This is a genomic window from Natronosporangium hydrolyticum (assembly GCF_016925615.1).
Classification (GTDB): domain Bacteria; phylum Actinomycetota; class Actinomycetes; order Mycobacteriales; family Micromonosporaceae; genus Natronosporangium; species Natronosporangium hydrolyticum.
In genome coordinates this window covers 2,431,862-2,444,736 of record NZ_CP070499.1, presented here as the reverse complement: position 1 = coordinate 2,444,736, position 12,875 = coordinate 2,431,862, and the positions used below count along the sequence as shown (strand labels likewise).

Below are 12,875 nucleotides of genomic sequence, written 5' to 3'. Positions count from 1 at the left end.
AACCGGATCAGGCGAGGTCGAAGCGGTCGAGCTCCATGACCTTGACCCACGCCGCTACGAAGTCGGCGACGAACTTCTCGCGGGCGTCGTTGCTGGCGTAGACCTCGGCGAGCGCCCGCAGCTGCGAGTTCGACCCGAAGACCAGGTCGACCGCGGTCGCGGTCCACTTCACCTGATCGGTGGCGAGATCCCGGATCTCGTACACATGCTCGTCGGACTTCGACGCCTGCCACCGGGTGCCCGGGGAGAGCAGGTTGGTGAAGAAGTCGTTGGTGAGCACACCAGGCCGGTCGGTGAACACCCCGTGCCGGACGCCACCCACGTTCGCCCCGAGCGCGCGCAGACCACCGACGAGGACGGTCATCTCCGGGGCGGACAGGCCCAGCAGGTACGCCCGGTCGACCAGCAGGACCTCGGGCTGACCCTTCTCGCCGGCGCGCAGGTAGTTGCGGAAGCCGTCGGCCCGCGGCTCCAGCACCGCGAACGACTCCACATCGGTCTGCTCCTGGCTGGCGTCGGTGCGGCCCGGCCGGAACGGCACGGTCACCTCGACCCCGGCGTCGCTGGCGGCCTGCTCCACGGCGGCCGACCCGGCCAGCACGATCAGGTCGGCGAGCGAGATCTGCGCCCCGCCGGCCTCGTTGAACTCCCGGGCGATGCCCTCCAGGGTCGAAAGGACGGTCGCGAGCTGCTCCGGCTGGTTGACCTCCCAGCTGCGCTGGGGCTCAAGCCGGATCCGGGCACCGTTGGCGCCGCCCCGCTTGTCGGTGGCGCGGAAGCTCGCAGCGGCGGCCCAGGCGGTGGTGACCAGCTGGTCGATGCTGAGGCCGGACTTGAGCACGGTGGCCTTGAGGCTGGCGATGTCCGCGTCGCTGACCAGCTCGTGGTCGACGGCGGGCACCGGGTCCTGCCACAGCTGCGCCTCCGGGACCCACGGCCCGAGGAACCGGCTGACCGGGCCCATGTCCCGGTGCAGCAGTTTGTACCAGGCCTTGGCGAAGGCGAGCGCGAACTGGTCCGGGTTCTCCAGGAACCGGCGGGAGATCTTCTCGTACTCCGGGTCGACCCGTAGCGACAGGTCGGTGGTGAGCATCGTCGGCTTGTGCTTCTTGGCCGGGTCGTACGCGTCCGGGATGATCGCCTCGGCGTCCTTGGCGACCCACTGCTTACCACCGCCCGGGCTGGTGGTCAGCTCCCACTCGTACCCGAACAGGATCTCGAAGAACCGGTTGCTCCACTGCGTCGGCCGGTCGGTCCAGGTGACCTCCAGCCCGCTGGTGATCGCGTCCGCGCCCCCGCCGCTGCCGTGGGTGCTCAGCCAGCCCAACCCCTGCGCCTCCAGTGGGGCCGCCTCGGGCTCCGGGCCGACGTGGTTGGGGGCGGGCGCCGCACCGTGGGTCTTGCCGAAGGTGTGGCCGCCGGCGATCAGCGCGACGGTCTCCTCGTCGTTCATCGCCATCCGGCCGAACGTCTCGCGGATGAAGTGGGCCGCGGCCACCGGGTCCGCGTTGCCGCGCGGGCCCTCCGGGTTGACGTAGATGAGGCCCATCTCGGTCGCGCCGACCCCGGGGGTCATCTCCGTCTCGGAGACATACCGGTCCTCACCCAGCCAGGCATTTTCCGGGCCCCAGAAGATCTCCTCGGGCTCCCAGACGTCTTCCCGGCCGAACCCGAACCCGAAGGTCTTGAACCCCATCGACTCCAGGGCCACGTTGCCGGCGAGCACCAGCAGGTCGGCCCAGGAGATCTGCTGACCGTACTTTGCCTTGACCGGCCACAGCAGGCGGCGGGCCTTGTCGAGGTTGGCGTTGTCGGGCCAGCTGTTGAGCGGCGCGAACCGTTGCCCGCCGTCGCCGGCGCCGCCGCGGCCGTCGTGGATCCGGTAGGTCCCGGCAGCGTGCCAGCTGAGCCGGATCATCAGACCGCCGTAGTGCCCGAAGTCGGCCGGCCACCAGTCCTGCGAGGTGGTCAGCACCTCGACGATGTCCTGCTTGAGGGCATCGACGTCGAGCTTGGCGAACTCTTTGGCGTAGCTGAAGTCTGCGCCCAGCGGGTTCCCCTTGGGGGAGTGGGCGTGCAGCACCGACACGTCGAGCTGGTTTGGCCACCAGTCTTTGTTGGTGCGGGGCCGGCCACCCGTCGCCGGGGACGGCGCGGCGATCCCCGGGTTCTCGCTCTCGCTGCCGTGGGCGGTCACCGGGCAGCCGGCAGCTGCGTTCTGCGCCGCTCCCCGCGCGCTGGCGGAAGCGTTGTCGTCAATGTCGCTCATCTGGTCCCTTCCGGATATGACGGAAAAATGACGGATCACGTCAGCGATGCCGGGTCGCCCGCATCGAAGTCGCCCTCAGCTAACCCTCGAGGTCGGAGGCCACGCCCCCCACCATAGGGCCTTGTCTGGAATCATTCAAGTTTTGGCTGCGGCTCGTCGCGGCGATTCAGCCAGCGTTCACGGGCCGTTCGACGCGAGCACCCACCTCCCCCTGGGGCGTGACTGCACCGGCAGAACCCGCTCCGTGATCGGGTAATCACAGCTAGCCTCAGCTGATGGGGACGACAACCTTCACAAACGTGCGGGTCTTCGACGGCACGGCCGACGCCCTCACCGAGCCGACCACCGTGACCGTCACCGACGATCGCATAGTCGATGTCGGAGCGCTCCCCACCGGCGAGATCATCGACGGGCCCGGCCACACGCTACTGCCCGGGTTGATCGACGCACACTGGCACTCGACCCTGGCCGACATCACGATCCTGGAACTCGTCACCACGGACTCCCGGTATGCGATGCTGCGCGCCGCCCGGCAGGCGGAGCAGACCCTCCAACGCGGCTTCACCACCGTCCGTGACCTGGGCGGGCCCTCGTTCCCCCTGAAACGGGCGATCGACGAGGGCGTGGTTCCGGGGCCACGGATCTACCCCAGCGGCGCGATGATCAGCCAGACCTCGGGCCACGGCGACTTCCGGACTGTGCACGATCTCCCGCTCGACCCGTCCCGGCCGCTGCCGCTGGTGGAGCGGGTCGGCATCAGCGTCATCGCCGACGGCGCGGACGCGGTGCTCCGCGCGGCCCGGGAGCAGCTGCTGCTGGGCGCCACCCAGGTGAAGGTGATGGCCGGCGGCGGCGCGTCCACGTTGTACGACCCGCTCGACGCCACCCAGTACACCGAACGTGAAATCCACGCCGCGGTCGAGGCCGCCGCCAACTGGGGTACCTACGTCACCGTGCACGCATACACCTCGGACTCGGTCCAGCAGGCGATCCGGGCCGGGGTCCGCTGCGTCGAGCACGGCCAACTGGTTGACGAGCAGACCGTCGCGATGATGGCCGAGCACGACATCTGGTGGTCGCTGCAGCCGTTCCTCGACGACGAGGACGCCAACCCGATGCACGACCCGGCCGGTCGCGCCAAGCAGCGGCGTACGCATGAGGGCACCGATGTCGCCTACCGGCTGGCGATCGAGTACGGCATAAAGATCGCCTGGGGCACCGACACGCTCTTCGATCCGCACCTCACCACCCGGCAGGGCGCCCAGTTGGCAAAGCTCAGTCGCTGGTTCCGGCCGGCGCAGGTGCTCCGGATGGCCACCCACGACAACGCCGCCCTGCTGGCGATGTGCGGAGCCCGGGACCCGTACCCGGCGCCGCTCGGTGTCGTCGCGCCCGGCGCCTACGCGGATCTGCTGCTCGTCGCCGGCGATCCGATCGTGGAGCTCGACCTGATCGCCGACCCCGCCAACTTCGCGATCATCATGCAGGGCGGGAAGCTGGTCAAGAACACGCTGGCCGCCGGACGGCCGGGGGCAGCTCGTCCCGACTCGTGACATCTGAACGAAACCTGCCCGCCGGAGGTTTTCCGGATCACCTGGCTGGGTACCGAAGGGCTCTCCTAGTCCAATAGGGAAGGATGCCCCTTGCGAGCCCAGAGCACGGTCGCCGTCGCCGGAATCGTCGGTCTAGCACTCGCCATGGCAGCATGCGACGACGCTGAGAGTGACCAGGACGCCGCTCCCCCACCCGCCGCGACAACCGAGCCCGAGTCCACGGAGGAGCCACCGGATGACGGCACCGCAACCACCGATGACGACGCGATCCTGGCCGGCGACCGGCAGATCACCATCGAGGTGGTTGAGCATCCGGAGATGATCCTGTTAGTCGACGGGGAGGGACGCCTCGGCCCCAGCCCGGGACCTGACGACTTCGACACCTTCGTGCTGGTCCCCAGCGGCGAAGACACCCACATGATCCGAACCGCCGTCCCCGACGAGAGCGGCGAACCGGCCTGCATGGGCATCGACAACAGCGGCACCAGTTCGCTGACCGTGCTCGCGGCCGCCTGCGACGCGGGCCGGGACGGGCAGCTCTTCACCATCGAAGACATCGAGGACGGCGGGTACGCCATCAGCAACAACAGCGCCTATCTGCAGCTCTCCACCCAGTCCGGCGACCTGATCGCCGAGGAGCTGGGCCACTCACGCCTGGACACGACCTTCACCTTCACCGATGAGGGCGAGGCCCCGGCGGCGCCCGGCGAGTAACCCGCTGCCGACAGTAACCCGGCTCCCGGCCTCGCCCAGCTGAGCGAGGTCGGGAGCCGTTGCGGTTTAGGTCGACTCAGTCGCGCCGGTCGCGCGGCGTGTCGAGCAGGACGACCTCGCAGCGGTAGTGCTGGGAGGCGGTCATTGCGCCGCGGAACCAGAGCAGCGGGACCCGCCCAGGGTCGCCCGGCGCCACGATCGGCCGCAGATTGTCAACATCGGACTTTTCAGTGATCGGCCGCCACCGCCAGGTCGCCCCGCCGTCCGAAGTGTAGGCGTGGAAAATTTCGTAGTGCGGCATGACACTGCCGTCGCGCGGATCGACCGGCGTGGAGACGTAGAGCGAGCCCAGGTCGTACGGGTCGATCGCCGCCAGACCGGTGTAGTCCTGTTCGTGCGGCAGCAGCCCGGGGCCGGCGTGGGCGAGCTGGTGGACCTCCCACTCGCCGCTCGGCGACATCCGGGCGTAGAAGAACCGCAGGTCCGGCACCGGACGCCAGCTGTCGAGCCCGGCCTCCGCCGAAGCCGGCGCGGCGCCGGCCCGGGCGGTCAGCACCGCGGCGACCGTGCCGTCGGCCGAGCGCCGGATGTCGGTGGTCCAGCAGTGGGTCATCCACTCACCACCCCATTGCGAGCTGCCCGCCAGCACGGTGGTGAGCTTCTCCTGCGACGGGGCGTCACCGGTCAGCGCCGTCTCGTCGACCACGCTGCCGTCGCTGCGGTAGAGCGCGCCACCCGCAACGTAACCGTGATATACACAGTTATCGAAATCACGCGGGTGGTGATCGGTGGTGACCAGGTCGATCCGGGCGCCGTCGGAGACGTAACGGGTGTAACCGTTGACGTAACCGACCTTCGGCCGGGTGAAGAGCTTCCCCGCGTAGGTCCAGGTGGCACCCTCATCGTCGGATACCAGCGCACACGGGTCGTCGTTGACGGCGCGCACGAAACAGTAGAGCCGACCGTCCAGCGCATGCAGGTTCGAGTAGGTGACGCCGCGGCCGCCGGTCAACTCGCTCCAGTCGAAGCTGCGTTCCGGGCCCCACCGGGTCGGGTCGCCGGGCTCGCTGATCCGCCACCGGGTCAGGTCGTCGGTCTTGTGCCGGGCATACACCGCCAGCCAGCGGCCGTCGCTGCGCCGCCACAGCGCCGGCACGTTGTGGTCGTCGGCCTCCAGCCGCTCATGCAGCACCACGATGGTGCTGGTGCCCGTCCGCAGGTCAACCACGGCCAACTCGACGTTGCCCGAACGGGCCTCGCCGCCCGGCCCGTCCCCGACCGCGATCGAACCGACGACCAGGGTCTGCGTCGCCGCGTCGACGAGCGCCCGCTCGTCCTGGAACCAGCACCAGGCGCCGTTGTCGTTGACGACGCTAGGGCGACCAGCCGATCCGACTTCTGACCCTTTCATGGTGACAGGTCCCTCTCATCCCGGTTGGCCGGCGAGGCTCGGCCGTCGTCTGCGGATACACGCTCGCACACCGGCGGGTCGGGCTCAACATCAGCACATGCATCGCGATCAGCACAGTCATCGCGGTGACACTCCTCGGCGTCGACTGACGGGCGAGTCCTTGATATGGTTCGCGGGCCGTGGTGCTCGGGAAGTTCGGTGAAGAAACCGGCGCGGCCCTCGCCACTGTGATCGGGACGTGACACGTCCGTTCCGCCCTCGCGGGTGGAGCCACTGGGACCAGCGGTCCTGGGAAGGCAGGGGTGTCACAGGTGGTCCCGTTAGCCAGGAGACCGGCCACGGCACGCTAGCACCCGTTCCACGAGGACCTGGAAAGGCGGGCTTATGGCCTCCCGTATCGGCACCCTGCAACCTTTTGCTGCTCGGCCCCTGCGCGCTGGCGCGGCCTTATCGGGTGCGGCAGCGCTGCTGCTCACCGGCTGCTCGGCGGCCGAGGCCGACGGCACCGACGGCGAAGCGCGCGTCCTGCTCGAAAACTGCGGCATCGAGGTCGCGGTCGACGGCCCGCCGGAGCGAGTCTACGCGGCATACCAGCCGGCCATTGAGGTCGCCCATGCGCTAGGCATCAGCGACCGGCTGGTCCAGACCGCCTTCCTCGACTCCGAGGTGCTGCCGGAGTACACCGACGCGCAGGCCGCCGCGGACTATGTGCCCTCGCTGCCCAGCCGCGACGGGCTACTGGCGACCGAGCCGGACTTCGTACTCTCCGGCTTCAACGGCGTCTTCGCCGAAGACAATCCAAACAGCTTCGGCACCCGGGGCCGGCTGGCTGAGCTGGGCATCCAGAGTTGGATCCTGAGCCCGTTGTGCCCCAGCGAAGACGGGCTCGCCGACGAGGCGATCGACCCGGCCACGGTACGAGTGGCGACGATCTACGACGACCTGCACGACCTGGGGACCCTCTTCGAGGTGACCGACCGGGCCGAGGAGGTCATCGCCGAACTGGAAGCGCGGGTGGCTGCGGTCGAGGAGCGGGTCGCGGACGCCCCCCGGCCCACGGTCGCGATCATCTCGCCGCAGGACGACGGCGGTTTCCGGGTGGCCGGCGGGATCGACTTCGGGACCCAGATCATCGAACACGCCGGCGGCGAGAACGCGTTCGCGGACCTGACCGAGCTGCGCAACAACAACATCGACATCGAAGAAATCATCAAGCGCGACCCGGATGTGATCCTGACCAGCGCATGCTGCGACGCCAGCTTGACCGACGCCGACGCGGAGCCGGACGTCGCCAAGCTCATGGAAAACCCGGCGCTCGCCGGGGTGACCGCGGTCGCCGAGGGCAACGTCCACCCGTTCCTTTTCGCCAACCGGTCCGCCGGCGTCCGGGCAGCGCACAGCATCGAACAGGTGGCCGCCCTGCTCCACCCAGAGCTGTTCACCGAGCAGTAGGGCAGCAGCGCGTGGCAGAGGCCACGGTGGCTCGTCGGGACGAGACCACCGCGCCGCAACAGCCACCACCGCCCCGCCGACCGGCCCAGGCACCGCGCGTACTGCTGCGCGGCGGCCTCGGCCGGGGCGCCGGGTTGGTGGTCGCCGCCCTGGTCCTCGGGGTCGTCAGCGTCCTCTCCGTCCTGGTCGGCAACTTCTCGGTGGGGTTCGCCGACGTGATCGCCGCCCTCGACGGGCCCGCTGAGAGCGACCTCGACCGGGTGGTCCGGCACGTCCGGATCCCCCGCACGGTCACCGGACTGCTCGTCGGTGCGGCGCTGGGGATCGCCGGCGCGGTGATGCAAGGGCTGACCCGCAATCCCCTGGCCGGCCCCGGCATCCTGGGGGTCAACGCCGGCTCGGCGCTGGCGGTCGTGCTGGCGATGGCGTTGCTGGGGGTCGCCACGGTCAGCGGCTACATCTGGTTCGCCTTCGTCGGCGCGGCGGTCGCGGCGGTCTTCGTCTACTTCCTCGGTTCGCTCGGCCACGGTGGCGCCACCCCGGTGAAGCTCGCCCTCGCCGGGGCGGCGTTCACCGCCCTGGTCGGGGCCGTGACCACCGCGATCACGCTGCTCGACGCCTCGACGCTGGACGACTTCCGGTTCTGGGTGGTCGGCTCACTCACCCGCGCCGGCGGTACCGACCTGGTGATCGTCACCCCGTTCATCGTGGCCGGTGCGGTCGCCGCTGTGGTGATCAGCCGCGCACTGAACGCGATCGCGCTCGGCGACGACATGGCGAGCAGCCTCGGCACCAAGCTGATGGCCGTACGAGCGGTGGGGGCGTTGTCGGTGGTGCTGCTGGCCGGGGCGGCCACCGCGGTCGCCGGGCCGGTCGGGTTCGTCGGACTGGTGATTCCGCATATCGCCCGGATGATCACCGGACCGGACTACCGCTGGCTACTGCCGTGGTGTGTGCTGCTGGGTCCGATCGTGCTGCTGCTGGCAGACGTGCTCGGCCGGGTGCTGGTGGCGCCGCAGCAGCTGCAGGTCGGCATCATCACCGCGCTGGCCGGGGCGCCGTTCTTCCTCTACTTGGTCCGCAACCGGAAGGTGCCGCAGCTGTGAGCAGACCGACCCGGGACGCGGTGCTGCTCCGCTCCCCCCGCGGCGGCGTCGCGCTCCGGCTGAGCCGCAGCTCCCTGCTGCTCGGCACGACCGCGTGGACCCTGGCCGCGTTGATCGCGGCCTGCTCGCTGACGCTGGGCGAGTACCCGATCAGCTTCACCGACGCGGTATCCATCCTCGGCGGTGGCGGGACCCTGATCGAACGGGACGTGGTGATCGGCGACCGGTTGCCGCGGGCGCTCACCGGCCTCGGGGTCGGCGCCGCGTTCGCCCTCTCCGGCGCGATCCTGCAACGGATCGCCGGCAACCCGCTGGTCAGCCCCGATGTGATCGGCATCAACTCGGGCGCGGCGCTGGGTGCGCTGATCGTGCTCACGGTGCTCGGCGGCAGCGGGCTCATGACCGTCGTCGGGGCGCTGGCCGGGGCGCTGCTCACCGCGGCGCTCATCCTCGCCATCGCGTACAAGCGGGGGCTCAATGGTTTCCGGCTGGTGCTGGTCGGCATCGGCGTCGCGGCGATGCTCGGATCGGGGATCTCGTTGCTGCTGATCCGGGCCGACATCTACCGGGCGTTGGTCGCGGCCGCCTGGCTCACCGGCAGCCTCGCCAACCGGACCACGCTGCACGTCACCGTCATCGGGCTGACCCTCGCCGTAGTGGTGCCGACGCTGCTCATCCTCGCCCGGCAGCTGCGGTTGCTCGAGCTCGGGGACGATCTGGCGCAGACGCTCTCCGGCCGGGCCGGTGGCGGTCGGACCCCGCTGTTGCTGGTGGCGGTCGTGCTGGCCGCCATGGCGACCGCGGCGGCCGGCCCGATCGGCTTCGTGGCGCTGGTGGCGCCCCAGATCACCCGACGGATCCTGGCCGAACGGCAGACCGGGCTGGCGGCGTCGGCCGCGGTCGGCGCGCTGATCGTGGTCAGCGCGGACCTGGCCGCCCGACTGCTGTTCAGCCCCACCGAGCTGCCGGTCGGGGTGCTCACCGCGATCCTCGGCGCACCGATGCTGCTCTACCTGCTCGCCCGGGCCAACCGAATAGGACACGCCGGATGACCATCTCCCCGCCGCACACCGCCTCCCCGTCACACCCCGTCCCCAGCCTCGCCGCCGACCAGCTCAGCCTCGGTTATCGGGACAAACTGGTCGTCGACGGCGTTTCGGTGACGCTGCCGCAGGGCCGCATCACCACCGTCGTCGGCGCCAACGGCTGCGGCAAGTCCACCCTGCTGCGTGGCCTCGCCCGGCTGCTGCGACCACAGTCGGGCCGGGTGCTGCTCGACGGCGCGGATCTCTCCACACTGCCCGCCCGGACCCTGGCCCGGCAGCTCGGCCTGCTGCCGCAGCAGCCGATCGCCCCGGACGGCATCACCGTCGCCGATCTGATCGGCCGGGGCCGGCATCCGCATCAGCGCTGGTTCCGGCAGTGGAGCACCGCCGACGACCAGGCGGTGGCGGCGGCGATGCAGGCAACCGGGGTCGCCCAGCTCTCCGAGCAACCGATCGACGAACTCTCCGGCGGGCAGCGGCAACGGGTGTGGATCGCGCTGGCGCTGGCGCAGGACCCAGAGATCATGCTGCTCGACGAGCCCACCACCTACCTGGATCTGGCGCACCAGATCGAGGTGTTGGAGCTGCTGGTGGCGCTGAACCGGCGGCTGGGCCGGACCATTGTGCTGGTGCTGCACGACATCAACATGGCCTGCCGCTACACCCACCATTTGATCGCGATGCGGGACGGGCAGATCACCGCCGAGGGCGCGCCCGCCGAGATCGTCACCGCCGAGCTGATCAAAGAGGTCTTCTCGGTCACCTGCACGGTGATCCCGGACCCGCTCGCCGGCACCCCGTTGATCCTGCCGCAGCCCGGGGTGCTGCCGGGTTGACCTATGAGGGCCGCCGCCGTGGCAAGATGATCACATGCCCCTTCAGATCATCGGTGCCGGCTGGGGCCGCACCGGAACCGCCTCCATGCGCGCCGCGCTGGAGCAGCTCGGCTACTCCTGCCACCACATGCTGGAGGTGATCGCCGAGCCGGCGCAGGCGGCGCTGTTCACCGAGGCCCTCGACGACCCGGACTTCGACTGGGAACGCATCTACCACCGCTACACCGCGACCATGGACTGGCCCGGTTCGGTCTTCTGGCGGGAGCTCGCCGCCGCCTACCCGCAGGCCAAGGTGCTGCTGACGGTACGGGATCCGGAGAAGTGGTACGACAGCTTCCGGTCCACCATCTACCAGGGCTGGCTGGACGGCGTCCGGGACCACCTGGGTGAGGGCTGGTTGGCGATGCGGCGACGCGTGCTGGTCGAGCGCTGCTTCGATGGCCGCCCCGAGGACCGCGAGCACGCCATCGCCGCGTACCTGCGGCACAACCAGCAGGTGCAAGCGGAGGTGCCGGCCGAGCGGCTGCTGGTATACAAGCCCGGCGAGGGCTGGCCGCGGCTCTGCGAGTTCCTCGGCGTACCCGAGCCGGCGGAGCCGTTCCCACACGTCAACGATCGCGCCGAGTTCATCGAACGAGGGTGATCGGGGCCCAGCTAGCTGGGTCAAGGTTGGGCAGCTCACGCCACTCCGCTTGATGATCTTGGCGGGTGAACGAATGGGTGGGGCCTCCGGTTGTTGCCTACGAGAGCTGCTAGCACAAACGGAGCAGCGCCGGTTGGCGCCATCTGTCCACCGCACCGCGCCTGGCCCCCGCACCGCGCCATCTAGCCACCCACCGCGCCGCCAGGCCCCCGCGCCGCCCCAACCGCACCTCCGTGGGGTCAGCGGTCACCGGCCAGCTTGGTGGGTTGAGTGGTGAGCCGTGCTGCCCGTCAATCCCCATAGTCCCGGCAATTCTGGCACCACTCAACCCACCAAGCGACGAGAGCGAGCGAACAACCAGCAGCGTGGTAGATGACTGGGCCGCGTCGAGCTAGGCGCACGGACCTGGCTCCTCGGTCGGTGCCCGGCCGGCGCCGGGTGATCAACTGCTCCGTTTGTGCTCGCAGCTCTCGTAGGCCACGCAACGGGGCCCTACCGGACCCGCGGCTGAAGCCGCCGACCACTGGGTTGACGAGCAGCGGGAACCGGACTCGTTCTGGGCCTTGCGGTCCACGCCGATTGCCTCAACCTTTGACGTAGGGTTGACCGCCGGCGGCCGGCGGCCGGACGTGGCCCACCAGGCCGGCTACCGCGATGATGGTGGCGATGTAGGGCAGCATGTTGAGGAACTGGCTCGGGATCGGGCTGCCGATCGTCCCCAGATAGACCGACAACGAGCGACTGAAGCCGAAGAAGAGCGCGGCGAGCAGCACCCCGACCGGGTGCCACCGGCCGAAGATCATCGCGGCCAGGGCGATGAAGCCCAGCCCGGAGGTCATGCCCTTGTTGAAGTTGGTGGTGGCGAGCAGCGTGAAGTAGGCCCCGCCCACCCCGGCGACCGCCCCGGCCAGCAACATGTTGCGGTAGCGCAGCAGGTTCACCCGGACGCCGACGGTGTCGGCCGCGGCTGGGTGCTCCCCCACCGCCCGGGTACGCAGCCCCCAACGGGTCCGGAACAGTCCGAAGTAGAGCAGCACCACCAGCGCCAGCGCCAGGTAGACGAAGATGTTGCCGCGGAAGAGCACCGGCCCTAGCAGCGGAATCTCCGACAGCCCCGGCACCTCCCAGGTCGGCACGCGGTCCGGCTGGTTGTAGCGGCTCGGGTCGCGCGCCATCAACTGTTCGAAGAGGAACCCAGTCAACCCGAGCGCGAAGACGATCAGCACCACCCCGACCACGATCTGGTCGACCAGGTACCGGATCGCGAGCAGGGCCAGTAGCCCCGCGATCAGCATCCCGGCCGCCGCTGCGGCGGCGATCCCGACCCAGACGCTTGCGGCGAGCGTGGCCACCATCGCTGCGGCGAAGGCGCCCATGATGAACTGGCCCTCGATCGCGATGTTGATCACGCCGGAGCGCTCGCCGATCACCCCGGCGAGGCCGCCGAAGAGCAACGGCAGCGCGAAGATCACCGAGCTGCGGAGCACGTTGCCGAGCGGCATGACGTGCGCCGTGGACGCCGAGAGTTGCCAGCACAGGAACGAACCCACGACCGCGACCAGCCCGGCGCCGAGCAGCCACCGGAACCAGCGTTCCCCGATCGGCGACCACAGCGCGGCCCCGGCGAGCACGGCGACCAACGCGAACCCGAGCGCGCCGAGTCGACCGGGGACGGAGACCGCCGTACCGGTGGTGGTCTCGGCGAGCGTGAAGCTGGCTGGCTCTCCGGTGGCGAGCGCGCCGAACAGCGCCGCCGCCACCACCCCGGCGGCGGTCAGCCCCGCACCCGCCCGGCGCTGCCGGGTCCAGAACCGTTCCGGTGCGGCTACCGCGACCTCGGTCACC

General features: G+C 70.0%; 10 protein-coding genes and 1 riboswitch. Of the genes, 7 read left to right on the top strand and 3 right to left on the bottom strand.

Annotated features, from left to right (window positions below; genetic code table 11):
* Positions 1–7: 7 nt before the first annotated feature.
* Positions 8–2,269 (bottom strand): catalase/peroxidase HPI, encoded by a 2,262-nt coding sequence (katG, locus tag JQS43_RS10800; RefSeq protein ID WP_239678939.1) that lies wholly within the window; start codon positions 2,267–2,269, stop codon positions 8–10.
* A gap of 275 nt (positions 2,270–2,544) precedes the next feature.
* Here katG and JQS43_RS10795 point away from each other — a divergent pair, with 275 nt between their 5' ends.
* Positions 2,545–3,822, top strand: a complete 1,278-nt coding sequence (locus tag JQS43_RS10795) for a metal-dependent hydrolase family protein (protein ID WP_239678938.1) — start codon at positions 2,545–2,547, stop codon at positions 3,820–3,822.
* Positions 3,823–3,966: 144 nt separating this feature from the next.
* Positions 3,967–4,536: an RICIN domain-containing protein gene (locus JQS43_RS10790; protein ID WP_239678937.1), complete on the top strand. Its 570-nt coding sequence runs from the start codon at positions 3,967–3,969 to the stop codon at positions 4,534–4,536.
* 76 nt (positions 4,537–4,612) lie between these two features.
* On the opposite strand, the gene JQS43_RS10785 is transcribed toward JQS43_RS10790, so the two are convergent.
* Positions 4,613–5,947, bottom strand: coding sequence for a BNR-4 repeat-containing protein (locus JQS43_RS10785; RefSeq protein ID WP_239678936.1), 1,335 nt, complete (start codon positions 5,945–5,947; stop codon positions 4,613–4,615).
* Positions 5,948–6,110: 163 nt separating this feature from the next.
* Positions 6,111–6,302: riboswitch (cobalamin riboswitch) on the top strand.
* Between the two features lie 29 nt (positions 6,303–6,331).
* Between JQS43_RS10785 and JQS43_RS10780 the strand changes: the two genes are divergently transcribed.
* The 5 genes from JQS43_RS10780 to JQS43_RS10760 are packed head-to-tail and all read left to right on the top strand — an operon-like array spanning position 6,332 to position 11,030.
* Positions 6,332–7,399: an ABC transporter substrate-binding protein gene (locus tag JQS43_RS10780; RefSeq protein ID WP_239678935.1), complete on the top strand. Its 1,068-nt coding sequence runs from the start codon at positions 6,332–6,334 to the stop codon at positions 7,397–7,399.
* 11 nt (positions 7,400–7,410) lie between these two features.
* On the top strand, positions 7,411–8,505 hold the full coding sequence (locus JQS43_RS10775; protein WP_239678934.1) for a FecCD family ABC transporter permease: 1,095 nt from the start codon (positions 7,411–7,413) through the stop codon (positions 8,503–8,505).
* Entirely contained in the window at positions 8,502–9,557 is a 1,056-nt protein-coding gene (locus tag JQS43_RS10770) for a FecCD family ABC transporter permease (protein ID WP_239678933.1), read from the top strand. The genes JQS43_RS10775 and JQS43_RS10770 overlap by 4 nt, the downstream gene beginning before the upstream one ends.
* The gene (locus tag JQS43_RS10765; protein ID WP_239678932.1) at positions 9,554–10,387 is read left to right on the top strand and encodes an ABC transporter ATP-binding protein; all 834 of its coding nucleotides are present in this window, start codon (positions 9,554–9,556) and stop codon (positions 10,385–10,387) included. Before JQS43_RS10770 ends, JQS43_RS10765 begins: the two co-directional genes overlap by 4 nt.
* A gap of 34 nt (positions 10,388–10,421) precedes the next feature.
* On the top strand, positions 10,422–11,030 hold the full coding sequence (locus tag JQS43_RS10760; protein ID WP_239678931.1) for a sulfotransferase family protein: 609 nt from the start codon (positions 10,422–10,424) through the stop codon (positions 11,028–11,030).
* Between the two features lie 584 nt (positions 11,031–11,614).
* Here the strand turns inward: JQS43_RS10760 and JQS43_RS10755 are convergent.
* Entirely contained in the window at positions 11,615–12,874 is a 1,260-nt protein-coding gene (locus JQS43_RS10755; RefSeq protein ID WP_239678930.1) for an ABC transporter permease, read from the bottom strand.
* Position 12,875 lies beyond the last annotated feature (1 nt).